The organism is uncultured Thiothrix sp. (assembly GCF_937876535.1).
Taxonomy (GTDB): Bacteria; Pseudomonadota; Gammaproteobacteria; order Thiotrichales; family Thiotrichaceae; genus Thiolinea.
This window is the reverse complement of sequence record NZ_CALFHZ010000021.1, coordinates 1-21,381: the sequence shown is the minus strand read 5'-3', so window position 1 is coordinate 21,381 and position 21,381 is coordinate 1. Positions and strand designations below refer to the sequence as shown.

Sequence of the window (21,381 nt, the reverse complement as noted above, 5' to 3'; positions counted from 1 at the left end):
ATGCGTTTAGCTTCTTTATTTTATGAATTTTTACTGATTTTATTGTTTGCCCTCCTTAGTTATTGGGTGGGTCAGCAGTTCTTACGTCCTCAACCGATAGCTATCCCACCACAAACCTCTATTCCTACGGCTACACCGGATCAACCCACGCAGACTCAGCCTTTACCTTTTCCGTGGCCATTTGAACCGAGTCTGCCACCTAAACTACGCCCGAAGCCGCCTGAACATATCGCCAAACTTGTTAATTCAGTCTATGAACAAACCCAATTGACACGCTCTTATGACCCAACTTATGTGAAATTAGCGTATCCCAATGGGGATGTGGATAATAGAACTGGTGTTTGTACCGATGTAGTGATTCGAGCCTTTCGTGCCCAAGGGATTGATTTACAAAAGCAAGTGCATGAAGACATGCGCAAAGCTTTTAAAAACTATCCTAAAAAATGGGGATTACGTTCACCTGATCCCAATATTGATCATCGACGTGTACCGAATTTAATGACCTATTTTGATCGCCAAGGAAAAACCTTAGTAGTCACTAAGAATCCTGAAGATTATAAATCGGGTGATCTAGTAGTTTGGGAATTACCAAGTGGTCAAGAACATATTGGAGTGGTCTTAGCAGAACGTACTGCTGACGAAACTCGTCCTTTGATTGGGCATAATGTCGGTGCAGGGACGAATGTTGAAGATGTTTTATTCGCTTGGCCGATTCGTGGGCATTACCGCTACTTTGAACCCAAAATAGCGGATAATGATAAGGTTCGCAAACACTCAAGTCATTGATTCAGTTAAACCTAGATCGCTAGATTTTTCTTGCCATAAATAGGTGCTTAAACCAACACCAATATCCGGTTGTAAGCGATCAACTACTCGACTAATCGAGAAAACACAGGTTTTACAGTCGCCCGCACGACAATGGTTAACAAAGCGTCCGAATTGTTCCCAGCCACCTACATCATTAAATCCGGCTTCGGTACTCGCGTGATTAATATAACGCCCACGCCGGAAATAATATAAACAAGGCACTGTGCGTAGAGGATCAGGGTAACTAAACTCTGTTAAATTAGTTCCCTTCGACAGCTGAAAACTTTTATTCCAAGCTCGTAATGCGCATAAGCCTGTCGCAATTAAGCGCTCACAACCAATATCGAAAGGATTTGATTTGCGAGCAATCTCAATTTCCACTCGAGCTAATTCATTTTCACCACGTGCATAACAATTAACCGCAAAAATCGCATGTGCTAATGCATTCCCTGGATTAAGCTCTAAGGCAGCTAAGGCTTGACGTTGCCATAAATCTTCTAAGTTATCAGCTGCTTCACTTTTAAGCATATGTGCATACAAACAAGCCACTGCATAATGTAAATGAGCTAAGGCATCGTCGTGATATTGGCGGGTACGCTTTTGGCAAACTTGCCAGAAAGCCTGAAAATTTGTGTCAGAAACCTCATCCTGTAAAAAACGTACATGGGCGGCTAACACTTGATAAGCTTCAGGCATTGAAGGCTGCTGATACCAATAATGACTCCAAAAGGATAAAGCGATACCTTGATAAAGGCTAAAAACTTCTGTGACTAGGCGCGCATACATTTCCTCTAAAAGTTGCTCACCATCGGTACTACTTAGCACAAACTCAGTCGACCATACTACTTCACGTGATAGGGTATGGATCAATACATAACGCAGCTTAGGCGTATCGCTTTGCAAAGCGGCCTCAGAATAGAGTAAAAACTCCGCTTGATGCTGCCGCCAAGCATATTCTAAAGCATGATCTGCGTAACTAAACGCAAAGCTCGGATCAGCTAGCGCAATCTGCACAGTGCCTAATTTTCCCAGCATAACTGGCATACTAGAGCGAATCTTATACAAAATGCTGCGTAAGCGATCATCTCGAATCGAAGCTGGATTCTGACAGGCTATATAAACCTTAGGGCCTGAAGACTGCACACGTTTGCCACCTAAACGCCGCCATTGCACTCGGGCACTATCTACAGGTTTAAAGGTCGGTGTATAGCCACCAACCGGTAAACTTATTTGACACGTATGTTGGCCGCTTAAGCTCTCATCTGCATAATACTCTTCCAATAATTTTCTGACACGCCCTGCCTCCACACGCACCGCAGGACTTTCAGTGGGACAATAATCCATGGGCTTACCCAAGGCTTCAATAGCGATACCGTACTGAGTAATTCGTTCCCCGCGTCCTTCCAATGTCTCACTGACAATGTATTGAAGGAATTTTCCGGCTTGCCTCTTGCCACCGAATAACTCACTCGCCAGTATCCGCTCCAACTCCAATTGGATGCTTTCCTTGCTGACCATAGTTCTCTTCTTACATATTTAATGCCCATTAAGCTGGACATTGGTTATTCGACACACTAGTGTATGGCGTCATTTTTTTGGTTATTGTGAACAATTCATGAACACGAGTCACGAATAATTTTGTTACTCTAAAGAAACAGTGTTTTTCTTTTAAAAAAATAAGCTTACAAAAATGCTCATGCATAAAAAACTTCAATGACTACCCTATCAAGCTCAGCCAACGTTACGGGTAACAAGTAATGGTTTACTTTTTTGCTTGGAGAATGTTTCTAAGATAAAACCAAACCGAATATGAATGGCACGAGTAAAGGGCAATCGTTATGAACACATCCGGTATGGGCTACAAGATACTGGACGAGCGCTATGCATTATTAGAATGTTTAGCCGTATCCGGCATTGGTGAAATTTATCGTGGCCGTGATTTAGAACTGGCACAAACCGAAAATGTGCCTTCACGTATCCTAATTCACTTACTACCTAACCAGTACCACTTGCCGAACCTAGCGGCGAGTACTCAACAAGCACAAGAGTTAAGCGCTAGCTTAAATAAAGCTTGGCTCTTACCTATCTTGGCACAAGGTGTGATGGGAGATAGACAGTACTTCGTACTACAAAGCCCTGAAAGCTTAGGCGCGCACAGTGTGATGAGCTTACCTAACCAGCAACTTCCTGCCCTCAGCAAGTTGACTCAACAATTTGGGAGCTTGGTTAAACATAAGCAATTACCTAAAGTGCTGGATAGTGCTTTTCTAATTAGCTTACCCAACCAAAATCTTTATCTATTAGCGACTGCCTTGATCCAGTCTCTACATGCGTTGAGAGCACCCCACACAGGCCTAAGCATTTATCAGCCCCCCACTATTAAGCGGACTTTAGCCCTAAGCAGTATTATGGCCATTGCTGTCAGCACCTTTGCGGTTGAATATCGAGATCATAATGGTATCCATGCAACCCTACCCATTGTTAATACCGAGCTAACAACTCCACAAATCCTTTTAGACCAAGCAGAGGCAGGCACTAAAGATCGCCCAGTACAAACTGAACTTTTGGCTTTACCTTTAGCTTTACAAGAACCTTTACCCAAACTTGAACCAGCTTTGGTCAAACTAAATTCAGCCGCTAATCAATCTAAAACGCCCGCTACTCTCACGGCTAACCAAGCACCTGCCCCTGCATTAAGCTTAGTTGAAACAACCGCCGAAAAAAACTTAGCCACAATCAAGCCTCCAAATAAACAAGCTGAAGATAAATCAAAAATACTGACAAAAACTAAGGAGATTGTGGCTACCCCCCCAACGGGTATGACAACTAAATCTAGTGCTGCATCTAAAGCAACAACAGATGAAACTGTCTACTCGACAGCGAGCCTAGTCACTCTCCATGTCGCACCCCAGCCCAAGAAAATACCGTCACCAGTGATAGCTCTGAGTATGGAAGACTTGATTAATCGAGCAAATCAAGCTTTAGAAAAGGGGAATTTTAGCACAAAAAATGGTGTGCTTTTTTACGCACGCCAGATTAGAATCCGCGACCGTTTACATCCACAAGTTGAACGTTTAGGCCGCTTTGCTGTGATCTATCAACATGAAGTAGCACGTACCATGTTGAAAACCAATGAGTCAGTCCAAGCGCATCAATTACTGGTGAGCACTAAAAACTTGATTCAAGAGTTTAATTTAAAAAACCTTAACTCAGCACAAGAAGTGCTCGAACAAAAATATAATCAATACAATTAACTCCCCCAATTAAAAATTAAATTTCTCAACGACGATAGGTATACAATCATGTTAAACCAGCAATCTTTATCTGCATTTGCTCAGCATTTGCAGACTAACTTACCCGGCATACAAGCTATGCAAATTTTGACAACTGAAGGACTTACGCTTTTATCCGAAGCGAATGAAGCAGCTGAAGACCAAATTTCTGCACTTAGTGCTATGTTGCTTACAGGTGCTAGCCAATTAACTAAATACCTAGGTAGCACCCAAAAAACTCAAGGGCTAATTGTGTGCTGCGAGCCTTCGGCTTATTTAGTCACCGCAATGAATGAAGATTGTATGTTAGGCCTACAAATGCCTGCTGAAATGGGACAACCAAGCTTATTAGCGAAAGTGAGCACCTTGATTAGTGATCATGCTTCTAGCTTAAGAATGGCTCACTAAGCCTCGCTCCAAATCCTTCTAGGGCTGTGAAACAAATGAAAAAACAAGCGTTCTTCTTGCAGCGCATGAATGATCATGTGCAATATCTGAATAAAATTAAAGCAACTTTAAATCAACGGGGTAGTTTTCAAGGCACCGACTGTCAACATTGCGCTTTAGGCCAATGGCTTTATGGCTCGGGTGCTGAAGAAGTACAGGCTTTGGGCACTGATGCACCTAAATTATTTGCACAACTTATTGAGCCGCACGAAAAATTCCATGAAGCCAGTAAACGCGCTTTAAGCCATTTCGAAGCCGGTGATGAAGTGGGGCAATATCGTGCAATGACCGAAATGCATCAACTCTCTAATCATCTGATTAAGACTTTGTTGGATTTAGACCGTTCTGCGCTTAAGCAAGCACGAAGCGCTTAGGATTAGAACTGAACCATCAATAATACCAATGGGTTAGCGGTTTGCAGAGTATCCACAGGCTCTAGAGTCAATTCAAATTTGTATGGGCTAGGCATTGGCTCGCTAGCAGTGAGTGGCAGATACCACTCCTGCTGACCCGAACCACGATCTAGGACTAAAATCGAAATCGGTTGATCAGAGGGGCGATGCGAATCATAAGCCCAAAGATGATACTGATAACCCGCTTTAGGATTAGGCAAATTTTTTAAGCGCAACATTCCAGCTTGTCGCTCACTATTCCACAGTAAATCGCCTTGTACTGCCTGCATATCTACATTTAGCGTACGTAACCAACTACCTGCTTTGGTATGCTCTTGCTGCTTTAGTTCTACATACTCTTGGGCAGTTCCTTCAATCAAAGCAGAGGGGTTAGGTATCCACCAACGATAAACTGCTTGAAAACCTAATAGAAGCAAGATTAGGAGGATACCTGTGATTAAAACATAGTGGTACTTATTCAGTACTTGCTTCCAGTTCACAGTTCATCCTTAGTTTGGGGGGATAAGTAAATTCTTGATAAATTATAGACATTAACTGAAATAATTCCTCTGAACTTTCTTTAAAAGCACACGCGCACTAAGCATAAAAGTGATTAAACACTTAAAGATCAATCACTTTTAAACGGATGACTACTTAAGTGCGGCGCTTGCGAAGCGGCTGGCTCATAGATTATCCACAAAAACCCTAGCCTCCAATTACAGGCGACAAGCTTCGTGCAGAGCGGCTGAATCCAGAATTAAATACCCGCTAGAGTCTAGAGGAATCACCACTTACCATCCCATATCCAACTTTGAAAAAACAAAGAGTGACATTTCTGCCTACGCATTACTCCTCAACCTGATGGTTTAGAATCCCTATTTTTGAGTTTGGATACTTGCATTTTGCATAAATATTTATGGAGTGCTTAGCAAAAGGTGCATCCTGAGCTTAAATAAGTGCATAATAGGCAGCTGAAGCGCTGATTAACCTGACCGGTCAGCGTGGAGAGTGAAAACTATAGCTATGAGTGAGCTAGAAACCATTGTTGCAACCTTGGGGGTGGAAAAGTCGGCGAGTCTTTTCCACTCCATTCTTCCTCTCATTAATATCCGTCGTTACGAGTTGCTCGAGTGCTTACATCATCAGGATTGGGAAGGCGCTGCTCAGTATGCACACAATTTACTAGCAACTGGTCATTTGCTCGCCTCTAAAACTATCTTAGAGCAATTAATGCTAATAGAAAAGCGTGATACTTCAGTGATTCAAGATCCAGCTTTTCTTAAGAGATTGGAATCCGAACTAGCTGCTAGTATTCAACAGCTGACTCAATACAGCCAAAGCATTCATACCAGACTGTAAAAATTTTTAACAATTTAATTCAATAAATTTCACTAAACCTCTGTTAGACTAAAACTACTATTTAGTAGTTCAATATACTGTTTAAACTGTTTCTATTTACCAGCTCCAGAACTTCCCTCAAACCTAAGGAGCTGGCCTTTATTTCCCCAATAAACCCAGCCTAGAACATGAGATCTTGATAACAAGAGATAGCCTTAAACTCGGCAGTATCTTTAGGCGGCAACTTAGAGTCAGGTTCGCTCACTGCTAATAAATACTTTAAGCCGTATTGCTGGGCAGTGCGTAACACGTGTAAGTTATCGTCAATAAAAAGACTATGCTTGCTATCAAAATACTCCGTATCTAACAAACGTTCCCAAAACCCAGATTCCTCTTTCGCTAAACCTATCTCATGTGAAGTAATAATTCGATCAAAATAAGGCTCTAGATTCACATATTCAAATTTGAGATTCACACTTTTACGATGGGCATTAGTGAGTAGAATAACGCGTTTATTTAGTTGTCTTAAATAAGTTAAAAACTCTTCTACATGAGCACGTATGGCAATACGTTCTGCGATCTCATGCTTTAAAGCCACAATATCCATGTCTAAATAGGCTTGCCAATAATCAAGGCAATACCAGTTGAGCGAACCTTCAATTTGGGCACAATGCCCATTCACTAGCTGCTTAGCTGCTGTAGCAGAGAGCTGTTTGTGCTCGGCCAAGCGTTTAGGTAGATGTTCTAACCAAAAGTGGTTGTCAAAGTGCAGATCTAGGAGAGTACCATCCATATCTAAAAAGACCGTTTTAATGTCTGACCAAGGAATAATAGGAGTCGGCATAGAGTTGGGCTTAGTGAGTTAAACTAGTGAATAGCATAAACCGAAAGTTCTGCAAATGCTTATGAAAACGAATTATTGCCCGTTTAGAGCGCAAGCAGTACGCATTCACAGAACCTAGTGCTAAAATTGACAGATGCCTATTCTACCGATCATTCATAAGACCGAACAGGTCGCAATTAGCCGCTTGTTTCAAGTGGAAGAAGTTCATCTCGAATTTAGCAATGGCGAGCAGCGTGTATTTGAACGCCTGGTCAGTCGTGGCTATGGTGCTGTCTTGATTGTACCGATGCTAGATAATGAAACCGTGCTACTTATTCGCGAATATGCTGCTGGCACTGAGCGCTATGAGTTAGGTTTACCCAAAGGCAAGGTCGAACCAGGTGAGGATTTATTTGTCGCCGCTAACCGCGAAATTATGGAAGAAGTGGGTCATGGTGCACATCATATTCAATTACTCAAGCGTGTGAGCCTCGCTCCCGGTTATATGGGACATCATACTAACTTGCTATTAGCCCGTGATTTATATCCAGCCAGCTATCCAGGCGACGAACCCGAACCTCTAGAGGTTGTGCCGTGGAAATTGAATCGACTGGATGAGTTAGTTGCAGGTGATGAATGCACAGAGGGTCGTAGCCTGCTCGCGCTCTATATGGTGCGCGACTTATTTATGCGTTTGCGCCGCTAATACCTGTCTAGTGTTGAAGCAAATCCATCAGTTACTCCTTAGCCAAGATTTCTTGTTGACCTATGAGATAAAAGTATCCAAGCGTAGTCGCTATCTACGCCTGCGTATCTCAGAACAAGGTTTGCTAGTCAGCAAGCCTTGGGGACTTAAACACTCCGAAGTTGAAGCTTGGTTATTATCTAAATCAGACTGGATACACAAACACTGGACACAAGCTAGTACTAGTTTACCCTCTACCTTGAGTTTACCCACTCGCATTGAGCTAAGATTTTTAGAGCAAACCATTGAAGTTCGTTATGAAGCTGCAGACATCAATGGTGCTAAATTAAAGTTTGACACTAGTAAGCAAACTCTGCTGGTTCAATGGCAAACTAACCATTTTGAAAACTGCCAAGCAGCATTAAAAACTTGGTTAACGCAACAAGCAAAAATTTATCTACCCTCAAGGCTACAAGAATTAGCGCAAGAATTGGGATTTAGTTACCAACGTTGCATAATTAAAAATCAGAAAACTCGTTGGGGTAGCTGTTCTAATCAAGGCATTATTAACTTAAATGCTAAGCTATTACTTCTACCTAAAGTGTGGGTTGATTATGTCTTAATTCATGAACTCTGCCATACACGTGAATTGAATCACTCTAGCCGCTTCTGGTCTTTAATAAAAACTTACTTGCCTAATTATTCTGAAATTCATCAAACGATGAAGACCGCCATGAGTGCCTTACCAACTTGGGCTAAATAAATCCTTATATAAGAACTTTCAAGCCACTGTCTTCTAAAAAATCTACTTTAGGCCTTGCTGACTTTATCTACTTCAACTCCTAGAATAACTCCTCAATAACCCAAGCATTTATCGATCAGTTTATTTAGGAAGTTTAGCATGAAAAATAGTTTAGCCCTTGGCAGCAGCTGCATTTTATTTTTAACCCAAAACTACTCTACAGTTTTAGCAGATCAAGTTTCACCTCCCCATGAATATACGGATACCCTAAAAACAGCTAAGGCTCTAGAATTAAATAAATTAGTCGATGGCGGTCTTGAAAAGGCGCAGGACATTAACTACTTTAAAATCAAACTAAAAAAAGTAGGCAGCTTGACTGTAGAGTCTTTTGGAGGCACTGATACTAAAGCTAACCTCTTAGATAGTTTAGGTACAACTCTAGCTACAGCTGACACGGGAGGAAGCGCAAAAAACTTTAAACTAAGTTATCAAGCTACAGCCGGTATTTATTACCTAGCAGTCAAACATGCAAAAGCAGCGGGGATTGGTACTTATCAGGTCAAGGCCAGTCTACAAACAGCAACTACAAACTCAAATCTCATTTTTCCTTTTACTACAGGCCAAACGTGGACAGTCTGTCAGGGTTATAACACGCCTGAAATTACCCATATTGGCCCTTTAAACTATTCCTTAGATTTCAGTATTGCTAAGGATGCAACAAATACGGGAGGCTATGGCTGCATAGGCTCTGCCAATGCTTCGACTGGACAAAATGTCTTAGCACCACAAGCAGGTACAGTCGCTTGGATCTCGCCTTTTACTAGTGACATTATTTGCTTGAGCTTAAATACGCCCGCCCCTAATGGCGCAAAGTCAGTATTACTTGGGCATTTCACACCGCTGACGACGCTGGCTAGAGGTAGTAGTATCAAGCAAGGAGATATATTAGGACTCGTCAATCCCCCCTCCAGTAAAAATGGACAATACGCACATATTCATATTAGCACTCATACCACTACTGACTGTTTGAGTAGTGGAACCTTAGTTGCGGCTAGCCTACCCTTAGGCCAAAGCTTCGGAACCCAATATAATTTCACTAGCGATGGCAGCAAACATCAATGGTATGGAAGCAAGTTAAGCCAGTAAAATAAGGCCTTTTCAAATTTTGTTAAGTAAAGGTTGCTAGCATGACATTAGCTACTTGGTTTTCTTTGCTGTTGGTTTGCTTGATGGGTGCCATGTTTCCCGGTGCAAGTTTAGCGGTGGTCTTGCGCCAAACCTTAAATAACTCATCTTTACATGGGGTTATCACTTCAATCAGCCACGCTTTGGGCGTGGGTGTGTATGCTCTACTTTCTGTCTTGGGATTAGGCTTATTGCTGCATCAGTCACCTGTACTCATGAAGGTTCTTAGCTATGGAGGTGCTGTATATTTATTATGGATTGGGATTCAAGGCATTTTAGCTAAACCCAATGGAACGACTGGGCATGCTGAACTTCAAACTAAACAAACTGCTTCGCTTTGGGATGCAGCACGCGATGGCTTTATGATTGCGCTGCTAAACCCCAAAATTGGTTTGTATTTCTTAGCACTGTTCAGCCAGTTTATTCATACTGGTATGGGTGTTGATGCTAAAGCTATTTTTGTACTTACCATTATTCTTGTTGATGGACTTTGGTATATCCTTGTATCGCTCGTACTATCACAAGGCCCTGTTCTAGCTTGGTTGAAGCGCAATCAGTTATGGGTGGAACGTGCTTTAGGTGTGGTATTGATTGCGATTGCTTTACGAATCTTTCTGACCTAAGCCCATCCTGCTAGCTATGCTTATTCCAAGAAAAGCTAAGCGTCTGGATGGTAGAACCTTGGTAAACCATGCAAAATCGCAAACGCTAGTTGACGTAATTCCCGCCCCCTAGAGGAGAAGCTTAATGCAAAAAGAAACACTATCGATTCATGCTGGTTATGAAACTGACCCAACTACTAAATCAGTCGCAGTACCTATTTATCAAACGGTCGCTTATGAATTTGACAATGCACAACATGGTGCTGACTTATTCAATCTAGTTGTACCCGGCAATATTTATACGCGGATTATGAATCCAACCAATGATGTGCTGGAAAAGCGAGTTGCTGCGTTAGAAGGCGGGATTGCAGCGTTAGCGGTCAGTTCAGGGATGGCGGCGATTAATTATGCGATTCTGACCATTGTGGAAGCAGGCGATAATATCGTCACCACACCACAACTCTATGGGGGTACGTACACCCTCTTCGCACACATGCTGCCAAAACAAGGTATTGAAGTACGCTTTGCAGACAATGACAGCCCTGCAGCCATTGAAAAGCTGATTGATGCTAAAACTAAAGCAGTCTACTGCGAAACCATTGGTAATCCAGCCGGTAATATTGTTGACATCGAAGCCATTGCTACTGTCGCTCATCAGCATGGTGTGGCGGTGATTGTCGATAATACAGTTGCAACACCGATCTTATGTAATCCGATTGAGTATGGTGCAGACGTAGTCGTGCATGCCTTGACGAAATATATTGCGGGTCATGGCACGTCGATTGGTGGGATTATTGTTGATTCTGGTAAATTCCCGTGGGCACAGCATAAAGAACGCTATCCAACGTTGAATAATCCAGAACCTGCTTATCATGGTGTGGTTTATACCGAGGCTTTAGGAGCAGCCGCTTATATTGGTCGTGCGCGCACCGTGCCTTTACGGAATACCGGCTCTGCCTTATCGCCTTTCAATGCTTTCTTGATTCTGCAAGGCATTGAAACTTTAGGCTTACGGATGGAGCGGCACTGCGATAACGCCTTAGCAGTTGCTAAGTATTTACAAGCCCATCCTAAAGTTGAGTGGGTGAATTTTGCTGGACTGGATAACGATAAGTATCACGCCTTAGCCAAGAAATACTTTAAAGGCAAACCCGCCTCATTGCTAACCTTTGGCATTAAAGGCGGCTTTGATGCAGGCGTTAAATTCTATGATCAATTGCAATTAATCAAGCGCTTAGTGAATATTGGCGACGCTAAATCCTTGGCCTGTCACCCAGCTTCTACAACGCATCGTCAATTGACTGAAGATGAGCAAGTACGTGCTGGGGTACGCCCTGAAACCATCCGGATTAGCGTGGGGATTGAACATATCTCCGATATTATTGCTGATCTTGAGCAAGCTTTTGCAGCGGTATAGTTAAATACGGCTCAGGCAGCATAGCTTTCGTTAAGTTGTGCTGCCAGAGCAATTGCATACTTTGCCAATGACTCAAGTCTGGTTTACTCGAATAAAAACTTACTGAGCCTTGCTGCGTATCGTGAGCCTTCAAATCATACTTATCCAATAAGCGCATTACATGCTGAGCCACGGCATTACTGGTTTCTAAGAGCGTAATATCACAGCCGATCATTTCCCGCAAAGTACTTGCCAAAAACGGATAATGCGTACAGCCTAACACCAGCACATCACTCCCTTGCTCAATGAGAGGCTGAGTATATTCAGTCAATAAAGCCTTTAGCTCCTTACTTGCAAAATCGCCGCGCTCGACATGCTCCACCAAACCGGGACACCCTTGCGCCACAACCTTTACGCCGCTAGCATATTCTTCAATCAAGCGTTGTAAACGTTGGCTTTTGACGGTTTGTTGAGTCGCTAAAACTCCAATGACACCGGTTTGCGTCATGCGTGCAGCAGGTTTTACTGCAGGCTCAATCCCAATTACCGGCACATTCAGCTGCTCACGCATCCTATCAATCGCATGCGCGGTTGCGGTATTGCAAGCCACTACCAGCATCTTCGCGCCCTGTTCTAGCAAAAACTCACTCAGCTGTAAGCAGCGTTGGGTAATATAAGCGCTCGATTTACTCCCATAAGGCGCATGCCCTGAATCAGCGATATAAATCAGCTCTTCTTGGGGCAAAAGGCGGTGGATTTCGCGCAAAACCGAAATCCCACCTAAGCCCGAATCAAAAACACCAATGGGCTGAGCGTCTTTAGACATTGTCATTATAGGTTTGCAGGAAACTGAGCCAGTGTTTGAATAAATCTGGATCAGGTGAAGCCACCACAGAACTGTTGGCTAATTGGGTTAAACTCACTGGATTGCCATCAATGCCGGAAGAATAACCACCTGCCTCGGCTAAAATTAAAGTACCTGCTGCTAAATCCCAGAGCTTCATCCCGCCATGCAAGTACACATGCCCACGATTTGTTGCCATCCATACCCACTCTAAAGTGCTCGCACCTAAATTACGTTGCGAACCATAAGGTGTATGCTCCAGCAAAACCCATTGCATCAATTTCGGTAAACGCTTGAAATCAACTAAGGCGACTGCATGGGCTAGCTGGAAGCCGATCTTATGGCAGTGCAACCGCTGCCCATTTAAGTAGGCTCCCTGCCCCAGGCTAGCGGTAAAGAGTTCATCCCGCACTGGATCATAAGTGATGGCTAATACCACCTGCCCATCGTTAAATAAAGCCAAGGAAGTCGCAAATAAGGGAATACCTGAGGCGAAATTACTGGTGCCATCTAAAGGATCTAAACACCAAAACACAGGAGCTTCTTGCAACAGCTTTTCTTGCTGCTCAGCCTCCATTTCTTCACTGAGCAAAGGAATTTCAGGGTGAATAGCTTGCAAATAGTCAGTGATGCTCTGATTAGCCGCTAAGTCTGCTTCAGTGAGTACACTACCATCGGCTTTGAACTCGTAACCGACTCTTTCAAAACGCGAAAGAATTTCTGCACGCGCTATCTCACGTATCTTTTGTGCAATTGCTTGCAGGTCAGGCTGCATGGTGTATCCTTCGTGTCGAAAATAAGGATGATACCATGAGCCGATTTATCAACGAACAAGACTATTTCCACGGGAAGGCTGATAGTGCTGGCGTGCTCTTAGTCAACTTAGGCACACCGGATGCGCCGGATGCGCCCTCCTTACGCCGTTACTTAAATGAGTTCTTATCTGACCCACGTGTAGTCGAAATCCCACGCTTAGTCTGGTATCCCATTCTAAATTTAGCCATTTTGCCTAAACGCCCTGCCGCTAGTGCGGAAAAATATAAAAAAATTTGGACAGAACAAGGCTCACCACTCTTAAGTATTTCTCGTCAACAGCAGGCAGCGATTCAAAAAGAATTAGAGCGGCGCTTTCAAGGCCCCATGAAAGTCGAATTAGCGATGCGCTATGGCAACCCCTCAATTCGCAATAGCTTATTAAAGCTTAAAGCCGAGGGAGTGCGTCGTTTATTGATTTTGCCGCTCTATCCTCAATATTGTGCCGCCACCACAGCAACTAGTTTCGATGCGACTTTCAAAGAACTACAGCGCTGGCGCTGGATGCCAGAGTTACGCACTGTTACCCATTACCACGATCATCCGGGCTATATTGAAGCACTGGCACAGAGCTTATTTGAATATTGGAATAAAAATTTGCGTGGTGAAGTGCTAGTCATGTCCTTCCACGGGATTCCTAAGCGTAACTTAACCCAAGGTGACCCCTATTATTGCGAATGCCAAAAAACGGCACGCTTATTAGCAGAAAACTTGAACCTACGCCCAAATGAATATCGCGTCACATTCCAATCACGTTTTGGGAAAGCTGAGTGGCTACAGCCTTATACGGATAAAACTTTAGAAGCTTTGCCGAAAGAAGGGGTGAAATCGGTGGATGTAATTTGCCCCGGTTTTGCTGCCGATTGCTTGGAAACCTTAGAAGAAATTCAGCTCGAAAATAAAGAAGTATTCTTACAAGCCGGTGGGCAGCAGTATCAATATGTCCCTGCGTTGAATACGAGCTATCGGCATATTCAAATGCTCTGTGATGTCATTCAGCAGCATACACAGGGTTGGGCGGAAACTTCTCCCGATTGGAATGGTCAGACCCTGCAGAAGCAGGCAGAATTAACCCAAAAACGCGCACAAGACCAAGGGGCAAAACCATGAAAAGCAGCGGTAAAGTTGGCTTAATCCTCATTGGGGATGAATTACTCAATGGTTCACGCCAAGATAAACACTTACCCGCTGTCTTAGCTATGTTACAAGCACGTGGCTTACCTTTAGCTTGGGTAAGAATGGTGGGTGACGAATACCCACTCTTACTCAAAACTCTGCAAGAAACGCTACAAACTGCTGAGATAGTGTTCAGCTTTGGGGGTATCGGGGCAACACCTGATGACTTAACCCGCCAATGTGCCGCAGCTGCTTTAGGGCGACGCTTAATTCGCCATCCACAACTACAGGCAATTATCGAACGGCGGTTTGGAGAACATGCTTATCCTAATCGAATTCGCATGGCCGACCTACCTGATGGCGCTAGTTTAATTCCAAATCCGGTGAATCAAATTGCTGGCTTTAAAGTGTTAAATCATCATTTTGTACCCGGCTTTCCAAATATGGCTTGGCCGATGATTGAATGGGTGTTGGACACACATTATCGACATTTGCATGATACTGAACCCAATATTGATCAACGCTGGATGTTAGAAAACGTCCCTGAAAGTGAATTAATCCCAATGATGGAAGAGCTGCTACAGACTTTTCCGAATGTGCGCCTCTCCAGTTTGCCGAGTACCGAAAATCGCTTCCAACTCGATTTTGGCTTAAAAGGTAAGCGTGTTGCCGTCCGACCAGCAGCTAGTTGGTTTGAAACCCGCATGCAAACCGATAAAGTAAGCTGCGCTCGTATTAACACTGAGGCTTTTTGAGTTCAGCAGTGGCCAACTTTCATCAATTGCCAAAGAATCTTCTGCATCCACGTTATTGGCCTAGTTGGTGGGCTGTCGCAGCTTTAGGCTTATTAGCTTTTTTACCTTGGCAAGCCCGACATGCCTTAGGTAAACAGCTAGGCCGCTTAATCTATAAACACAATACCAAACGCCGCCAAATCATTTTGGTAAATCTGGACTTTGCTTTTCCTGAGCTGACCGCAGCAGAGCGCGAGCAATTCGCTTTAGAAAACCTGCAAGACTATGCCTGTGCTCTACTGGATTACAGCTTACTTTTTTTCCGCTCAAGAAAGCATCTCTATAAAAGAATTCAGCTCAGCGGCCAAGAATATTTAGAACAAGCCCTGGCTAAGAAGCAAAATATTATGCTGCTGCTAGGACATAGTGTTTGGCTAGAGTTTGCCCCTGTGGCGATTGGTGAACAGTTCCAAGCTTATGGTTCCTATAAGCCTTTTAAAAATCCTGTCTTTAATTGGCTCATCCTGCGCAGTCGCTTACGCGATGTGCAATTTGTGGTTTCCCGTGAAGAAGGCATGATTAAACTAGTACGCTCTTTAGAACCGGGTAAGCTCTTGTTTTTCCTACCAGATCAAGATCACGGCGAAAAGCACTCAGTATTTGCACCCTTCTTTCAAGCTGAAAAATCGACCTTAAGCACACCAGCGCGGATTGCTAAATTAGGCCGAGCTTGCGCATTTCCGATTATGAGCTTTTTTGATCCTAGAACAGGCAAATACAAGGTCAAAATTGAGCCTGCTTTAGAGGATTTTGGAGCTTTGGATGCCCAAGAAGATGCTAGCAATATGAATGCTAGTTTTGAGAGACTGATCCGTCAGCACCCTACACAATATATGTGGTTATTGAAACTGTTTAAAACGCGCCCTAAACAGGCTGAAAATCCTTATTTAAAGTTCACGCGTCATCCGTAAACCTTCTAATGTCTTTCCTTGAAAACTAAAGCTAAAGGTTTCTTGCTCACGAAAACCTAATCCTTTGTAACATGCTCGTGCAGCTAGATTGGATTTCACAATAGAAATACGTAGCTGTTTTCTATTTTTTAATTTTTCCAGCATATGCTTAAGTAAACGTAGACCAACTTTCTGCCGATGATACCTTGGATCTACATATAACCAAGCTATGTAATCATGCACATAGCCACCAAAACCTTTAAGCACCCCGTCTTCTTCTAAAACAAAAATAGTCGACTGTAGGAAGCGCTTTAGATTATCTGGTTCATCCAATAAATTAGAAAAAACAAATTGATTCGTCTCAAAACCTAATTCATAAGGTCTAGCTCGTTGATAGACTTCAGACAAAACAGCTAAATCTTTTCTCTGATAAGGGCGAATCATAATAAAGGATATTATTTTTCCATTTTATTTAATTGAGCAGGCACCATTACGACTGAAACTTTGTCGTAACTCAAACCTTCAATACTTTTTTCGACAATTAGTTTAATTTCAGACTTCATACTCTCTAAATCATAAGCAGGATGATATTTAATAAAAACAGAAGCAGAAGAAGGTTTTAGTTGCTGACCTGAAGGACTATTCTCTGGTAAAACCACATGAACCCGTGCTACTAAAACACCATCAATTTGGGTTAAAGTTTCTTGCACACTTTGAGAAAGAGCAAAAATAAAACGTGCACGTTCTTCAGTCGGTGAGGAAATTAAACCATCTTTTTGGAACATTTCATTGACCGAAAAAACTTTTTCTTTCGGATAGCCATGTTCTTGTAATAAGCGCACTGCGTTAGGAATACTCGACTTATCCACACTTAGGGTATAAGTGCTAGTCTTTTTATCAACAACTTTTTCAGCAGAAATACCTTGGTTGAGCATAATCGCTAGCATATTATTAGCGTCTTGCTCGCCTAAACCACTGTATAAATCAGTTTTACACCCTGCTAAAGTGAAGAGTATAAAAATTAAAATAGCTGGTTTGCTTTTTATTGTCTTCTTGTTCATTGCAACCTTCTTAAGATTTAATGATTAACCACTTGCTCTAAAGAGAGTTTGAAAACCCCTCGAGAGTTGCGACACAATCGATGAAGCTAATTCAACACCTGAAGACCACATTTGGAAATTCATTGTCCACGTATTAATATCACGCTCATAATTAAGCATCGCGATATTACCCTTACGAGAATCCTCAGTCATTTTTTGCAACTGGCTCGCTTGGCTTTCTGAACTGGTTGAAACACTCGGATAACTACGTAAATTTACCGAATCACTACCTTTAACTTCATCCATATAAGAAGACAGCTGTGGGCGATTTTTAAGTTGCTCCATAATTGAGTGATAGGATTTATCCATCCCAGTAACACGTTCAATCAAAGCATCACTAAATCCTGGATCATTTTCAGCTTGGTTCGGCCCTACTCTTTGTAATACTGATTGATCACGCATTGAGGCGGAATCTACCCGCCCCTCTCTGCCTATATTAGTTAATAGATCCTGAAAGCGTGTTGAATCTGCAACCTCAGGAGTAGGTAAGGACTGAGGAGTGATTTGTGTACTTGGTATTGGTAATTGGATACCTAATAAGCTTGGATCTACCATGGCAATATCCTAGGGTTAACTACTTAGACAAGTAAAAATCGGCAATGCCTTTTTCGTCTGGGTTACCACGCAACGATACTTCTTCAAATAAGGTACGCGCTTCATCAGCTTCGCCAGAAAGATTTAAAGCGATTCCTAAGAAGCATTTAGCACTCATATGCTCAGGCTCTTTGGCAAGAACCTGATTGCGGAAAATAGAAATAGCTCCATCCATATCACCGGCATACATTTTAGCTACTGCTACCCCCATCTTAATTGATGACTGCTCTCTAGCAATTGCATCGACGCCCTCCATAATCATTTGAGAACGTACTGAATCGCCCTTAAAACAGGCCATATAACCTACTTCAGATAATAATTGAAGAATTTCAGTCGTTGCTTTCATTATTTTCTCTTTATTAATGCAATATTTACTATTTAATTATGGCACTACGCCTAATAGACGTAGTGCCATGCCTTACTTAATTAGCGATTAGCTAGATGAGTTTCTGGCTAGTGTTTGCATGATACCTTGCATACGTTCAGTAACTGATGCTTCATGCTCGAGTGTGGTTGTCTCGATACTAAATTTTCTGTTTTCTTCGACTGCTTGTTGTTGGTATTGCAACATAGCTGCATTGGTAGCTTGCATTTGGCTAATAGCCGTGTCGAATGAGCTAGTATCAACTGTTGACATTATGAATTAACTCCTAATTAAAAATTATAAGATTCCCGATGACTTCTACATCAAACGCAGGGAACAATAAATATAGAGGCATTGCGCTCCATGCCAAGTCACATCCCTTATTTTTGGGACCAGACCTGTTCCACTACCTCCGAACCCGCTTCTAGAGCCTGCAGAAATTTATTTAACTTTTCATATTCTGTTGGCTCTACCCCCTGATTTAACTCAAACCGTACTTCTGATGCTACTTGGCTGAATTTTTCAAGAATTTCATTCTTGTAAATACCTGAAATATCATTTTTGAGGTTTTGCTCTATTTGTAAAATCATTATTTATCCTCTACACCATAATACATTGGTATTTCGATACCATTATTTGAAAGGAGCACATGATCCGGAGTAATTTTCTTAATGAAATAATCATTCCCCAAATTAGAGCCCTCCATGTACTTCTTACCATCTTTGGAAACCAGGAACGGTGTATCACCTACACTAACGCTTCTAATCACTAACTTAAGACGATCACGCACGTTATATAAGCTCTCAACTATGGCCGGGCCTGTTCCATTTGTTTGAGTAAATTCATCATATAAAGCCGCCCAACGTTTTAATTCGTTTTGGGTCAACTCGCCGTCAACTTTAATACGAGCATTTTCGATAGTAACCTTAACACGGCTGGACAGGCCTTTTTTCTCGATAAACTGCACCAAAGCCTCCTTGCGTTTGATTAAGGTTTGCACAGACCGATCATCAATAGATTGAATACCACTAACATCTGACATGATATTAGTTTTAATCTGTGCCCAATCCGCCTCATCGCTCACATAGCCGTGTGCAGCTAGTTTGCCTTGCTCTAGATTGCTAAAAGACAAATCATTCTGCCCCAAAGCACGAGCTACTTGGGTGGCATTAGCTACCAAATCCTCGCGCACCCACACACGGTAATTAATCCCATTCCCTGCCAATAAAGCTTGATTCATAAGCTCACGCTTATCATCACGAGTTTGGACATAACCAGAAATAGCTGTACGTCCATCAGGATCACGCACCACCGTTAGATCAGTAGGCTGGAGCTTTTTAAGTAAGTCTTGGGCACGCTGCTCTGCTGATTCACTTAAACCAACTTGCTCAGCCAAACCGCTAATATAGGGCTTTAAGAACAAGAGATTTGCAAGGACTAAGAGTCCTAAACCTGCTAATAGCAGAGTCCAACCAAAAGCTTTCGATTTAGGCTTTCTTTCTACTGGCTCAGAACTTAAATTTGAAACTGGTATGGTAGCTTCAGCAGGGTTAGCCACCTTAACCGTCGGAGGTACTGTTGATTCAGGTGATTTAGTTTCGACACCACGCCGACCAGGTTTACGAACATCTGCAACGAAAAAATCAATACTTCCCAAGCTCACTACTTGATAGGGTTTGAGTGGATAGGAGCCTAGATCAAGTTCTTTATTATCAATGAGCACTGGCTTAGCTAGTGCGTCTAAGTTGATAGTGTCTTCTTCAACTCGTAACTTGATATGCGAATCTGCAATGTTCTCATCGTGCAAAATAATGTCGCTAGACATAGACTTGCCGATGACCGTATCGCCGGTCTTTAAGCGAACTAAAGCACCAGCATTGCTGCCACTAAGTACTTTCAATAAGTAAGGGGTGTGCTGCATGCTCATAGGGTTTGGGACTCTTTTTCAAAAATCGTGGTGAGTTAATGATTTCACAGGAAAAACTCAACACGAAAAATTAGCGATTAATGACATCCACCACGTCGAAACCTGGGAACCGCTCCTTAGTAGCCACATCCTTGCTGACATCAGTATTCGTTGATTTGGGGCGTTCATTGCTGTAATTCACGCGCCCATTAGCGTCCACCCACTTATAAACTTGTGGACGCTCTAACTTTTGGGTATCCATAATTTTTGCCATATCTAAAACGGCACTTACAAACCGTTCGGGACCTGTGAAGTAAATCATGTTATCCACTTCAGACACCTCCCAATGATATTGGCTGTCTAAGACATTCAAACGTTTCATCGCTGTCGTAAATGCTTGAGGCGTCATTTTCTCTAAACTGACTGAACCACGCTGTGCTTCATTTTCCTTATAGACATACAGAGTGTCACCGTCGAAAAACCAAATCAGTCCGTAGGTTTTTACTAAATCATTGAAAATATCTTTAGGGAGTTGTTGTTTATAGTGCAAGCTCACAACATCCTTAATATTAGGGCTAACCACAATGGGTACTTTTTGGGTAGATGCCAAAGTTTCCAACAGATCGACTAAAGGTTCTTGATCAGAAAAATGTGAATAAGGCTTCTCGCTCCAAGTTAAAGGAGCAGCCAACACCACTTTTGTTAGTAGCAACAAGCAAACTACTCCTAGCATTCTGACTAACATTATTGAATCCAGCCTAAGTATTTTCTATAAGAACAATCATTTCAAAAACAAGGCAACAGGTCGAATAACACCCAGATGAACGCAACAAAATGGCGGCATAGAAGGCAGCGCCAATGAATTGGGAAACTTAACAACACTCTGCTTGTAAAAAGCATAGCTAAAACCTCGTCGAACCCCTAGGCAAGCTATCCGGCATCCACTACCAGTTATCAGCTTACAGCGGTATGAACTACCTAAAGAGGCTTTAAACTAGGGCTTCACAATAAAAATGTCCTGTTTTTACGAGTACAGGATCAATAACAACCTTAGCAGTGGAGCTGGTAACCAGCGATGACAACCAATATTTCTTTTAATAATAATTATCAAACCACTCAAGCTAGCAGCACCAACCAGACACTCAATCTTAATACTTCTTTTAACTGGTCAAATGTACAGAATTTATTAAATAGCCCCAATCAACATCTACAAATATTGACATCCTCCCCGCCCTAAAGGGCGAGGATTCCTCCGGCGAGACGCTCATGTC

General features: G+C 42.5%; 26 protein-coding genes. 13 read left to right on the top strand and 13 right to left on the bottom strand.

The features are described from left to right. Positions 1–786, top strand: a complete 786-nt coding sequence (locus Q0230_RS14485) for a DUF1287 domain-containing protein (protein WP_298610891.1) — start codon at positions 1–3, stop codon at positions 784–786. Here Q0230_RS14485 and Q0230_RS14480 read toward each other — a convergent pair. Continuing rightward, positions 775–2,325, bottom strand: coding sequence for a hypothetical protein (locus Q0230_RS14480; RefSeq protein WP_298610890.1), 1,551 nt, complete (start codon positions 2,323–2,325; stop codon positions 775–777). The two genes, Q0230_RS14485 and Q0230_RS14480, sit on opposite strands and share 12 nt — an antisense overlap. Positions 2,326–2,645: 320 nt before the next feature. Between Q0230_RS14480 and Q0230_RS14475 the strand changes: the two genes are divergently transcribed. From Q0230_RS14475 to Q0230_RS14465, 3 genes are read left to right on the top strand one after another with little or no spacing between them, the layout of a single operon-like run. Then, positions 2,646–4,061: a hypothetical protein gene (locus Q0230_RS14475; protein ID WP_298610889.1), complete on the top strand. Its 1,416-nt coding sequence runs from the start codon at positions 2,646–2,648 to the stop codon at positions 4,059–4,061. Positions 4,062–4,109: 48 nt separating this feature from the next. Next, entirely contained in the window at positions 4,110–4,487 is a 378-nt protein-coding gene (locus Q0230_RS14470) for a hypothetical protein (RefSeq protein WP_298610888.1), read from the top strand. Between the two features lie 35 nt (positions 4,488–4,522). Beyond that, a complete protein-coding gene (locus tag Q0230_RS14465) occupies positions 4,523–4,900 on the top strand; it encodes a CZB domain-containing protein (RefSeq protein WP_298610887.1) in 378 nt (125 codons plus the stop codon). Positions 4,901–4,902: 2 nt separating this feature from the next. On the opposite strand, the gene Q0230_RS14460 is transcribed toward Q0230_RS14465, so the two are convergent. After that, positions 4,903–5,418: an anti-sigma factor gene (locus tag Q0230_RS14460; RefSeq protein WP_298610886.1), complete on the bottom strand. Its 516-nt coding sequence runs from the start codon at positions 5,416–5,418 to the stop codon at positions 4,903–4,905. Between the two features lie 523 nt (positions 5,419–5,941). Here Q0230_RS14460 and Q0230_RS14455 point away from each other — a divergent pair. Continuing rightward, complete coding sequence (locus Q0230_RS14455) at positions 5,942–6,277, top strand: hypothetical protein (RefSeq protein WP_298610885.1); 336 nt, start codon at positions 5,942–5,944, stop codon at positions 6,275–6,277. Between the two features lie 160 nt (positions 6,278–6,437). Here Q0230_RS14455 and yrfG read toward each other — a convergent pair whose 3' ends face one another. Then, on the bottom strand, positions 6,438–7,100 hold the full coding sequence (gene yrfG / locus Q0230_RS14450) for a GMP/IMP nucleotidase (protein ID WP_298610884.1): 663 nt from the start codon (positions 7,098–7,100) through the stop codon (positions 6,438–6,440). Positions 7,101–7,233: 133 nt separating this feature from the next. Between yrfG and nudE the strand changes: the two genes are divergently transcribed. From nudE to Q0230_RS14425, 5 genes are all read left to right on the top strand, one after another. Next, a complete protein-coding gene (nudE, locus tag Q0230_RS14445; RefSeq protein ID WP_298610883.1) occupies positions 7,234–7,785 on the top strand; it encodes an ADP compounds hydrolase NudE in 552 nt (183 codons plus the stop codon). 55 nt (positions 7,786–7,840) lie between these two features. Next, positions 7,841–8,527 (top strand): M48 family metallopeptidase, encoded by a 687-nt coding sequence (locus tag Q0230_RS14440; protein WP_298610882.1) that lies wholly within the window; start codon positions 7,841–7,843, stop codon positions 8,525–8,527. Positions 8,528–8,665: 138 nt separating this feature from the next. Further along, complete coding sequence (locus Q0230_RS14435; protein ID WP_298610881.1) at positions 8,666–9,652, top strand: hypothetical protein; 987 nt, start codon at positions 8,666–8,668, stop codon at positions 9,650–9,652. 41 nt (positions 9,653–9,693) lie between these two features. Further along, positions 9,694–10,314, top strand: coding sequence for a LysE family translocator (locus Q0230_RS14430; protein ID WP_298610880.1), 621 nt, complete (start codon positions 9,694–9,696; stop codon positions 10,312–10,314). Between the two features lie 124 nt (positions 10,315–10,438). Beyond that, positions 10,439–11,710: an O-acetylhomoserine aminocarboxypropyltransferase/cysteine synthase family protein gene (locus Q0230_RS14425; RefSeq protein WP_298610879.1), complete on the top strand. Its 1,272-nt coding sequence runs from the start codon at positions 10,439–10,441 to the stop codon at positions 11,708–11,710. Here the strand turns inward: Q0230_RS14425 and murI are convergent. Both murI and Q0230_RS14415 read right to left on the bottom strand, forming a co-directional pair. Further along, complete coding sequence (gene murI, locus Q0230_RS14420) at positions 11,673–12,521, bottom strand: glutamate racemase (protein WP_298610878.1); 849 nt, start codon at positions 12,519–12,521, stop codon at positions 11,673–11,675. The genes Q0230_RS14425 and murI overlap by 38 nt on opposite strands. Beyond that, positions 12,508–13,308 carry an inositol monophosphatase gene (locus tag Q0230_RS14415; protein ID WP_298610877.1) on the bottom strand — a complete coding sequence of 267 codons (801 nt, stop codon included), beginning with the start codon at positions 13,306–13,308 and terminating at the stop codon, positions 12,508–12,510. Before Q0230_RS14415 ends, murI begins: the two co-directional genes overlap by 14 nt. A gap of 35 nt (positions 13,309–13,343) precedes the next feature. Here Q0230_RS14415 and hemH point away from each other — a divergent pair, with 35 nt between their 5' ends. The 3 genes from hemH to Q0230_RS14400 are packed head-to-tail and all read left to right on the top strand — an operon-like array spanning position 13,344 to position 16,167. Continuing rightward, positions 13,344–14,456, top strand: a complete 1,113-nt coding sequence (gene hemH / locus Q0230_RS14410) for a ferrochelatase (RefSeq protein WP_298610876.1) — start codon at positions 13,344–13,346, stop codon at positions 14,454–14,456. Beyond that, on the top strand, positions 14,453–15,217 hold the full coding sequence (locus Q0230_RS14405; RefSeq protein ID WP_298610875.1) for a molybdopterin-binding protein: 765 nt from the start codon (positions 14,453–14,455) through the stop codon (positions 15,215–15,217). Before hemH ends, Q0230_RS14405 begins: the two co-directional genes overlap by 4 nt. Before the next feature lie 8 nt (positions 15,218–15,225). Next, complete coding sequence (locus Q0230_RS14400; RefSeq protein ID WP_298610874.1) at positions 15,226–16,167, top strand: lysophospholipid acyltransferase family protein; 942 nt, start codon at positions 15,226–15,228, stop codon at positions 16,165–16,167. Here Q0230_RS14400 and Q0230_RS14395 read toward each other — a convergent pair. The 8 genes from Q0230_RS14395 to Q0230_RS14360 form a co-directional block, all read right to left on the bottom strand. Continuing rightward, the gene (locus Q0230_RS14395) at positions 16,144–16,590 is read right to left on the bottom strand and encodes a GNAT family N-acetyltransferase (RefSeq protein ID WP_298610873.1); all 447 of its coding nucleotides are present in this window, start codon (positions 16,588–16,590) and stop codon (positions 16,144–16,146) included. The genes Q0230_RS14400 and Q0230_RS14395 overlap by 24 nt on opposite strands. Positions 16,591–16,601: 11 nt before the next feature. Next, a complete protein-coding gene (sctJ, locus tag Q0230_RS14390) occupies positions 16,602–17,207 on the bottom strand; it encodes a type III secretion system inner membrane ring lipoprotein SctJ (protein ID WP_298610872.1) in 606 nt (201 codons plus the stop codon). A 24-nt stretch (positions 17,208–17,231) separates the two neighbouring features. Beyond that, positions 17,232–17,801, bottom strand: a complete 570-nt coding sequence (locus Q0230_RS14385; RefSeq protein ID WP_298610871.1) for a hypothetical protein — start codon at positions 17,799–17,801, stop codon at positions 17,232–17,234. 19 nt (positions 17,802–17,820) lie between these two features. Beyond that, complete coding sequence (locus tag Q0230_RS14380) at positions 17,821–18,186, bottom strand: M48 family metallopeptidase (protein ID WP_298610870.1); 366 nt, start codon at positions 18,184–18,186, stop codon at positions 17,821–17,823. 87 nt (positions 18,187–18,273) lie between these two features. Continuing rightward, a complete protein-coding gene (locus Q0230_RS14375; RefSeq protein ID WP_298610869.1) occupies positions 18,274–18,477 on the bottom strand; it encodes a hypothetical protein in 204 nt (67 codons plus the stop codon). 107 nt (positions 18,478–18,584) lie between these two features. After that, positions 18,585–18,794, bottom strand: a complete 210-nt coding sequence (locus tag Q0230_RS14370) for an EscE/YscE/SsaE family type III secretion system needle protein co-chaperone (RefSeq protein WP_298610868.1) — start codon at positions 18,792–18,794, stop codon at positions 18,585–18,587. Beyond that, the gene (gene sctD / locus Q0230_RS14365) at positions 18,794–20,131 is read right to left on the bottom strand and encodes a type III secretion system inner membrane ring subunit SctD (RefSeq protein WP_298610867.1); all 1,338 of its coding nucleotides are present in this window, start codon (positions 20,129–20,131) and stop codon (positions 18,794–18,796) included. Before sctD ends, Q0230_RS14370 begins: the two co-directional genes overlap by 1 nt. Before the next feature lie 70 nt (positions 20,132–20,201). Beyond that, positions 20,202–20,825, bottom strand: coding sequence for a DUF4124 domain-containing protein (locus tag Q0230_RS14360; RefSeq protein WP_298610866.1), 624 nt, complete (start codon positions 20,823–20,825; stop codon positions 20,202–20,204). Positions 20,826–21,381: the final 556 nt, after the last annotated feature.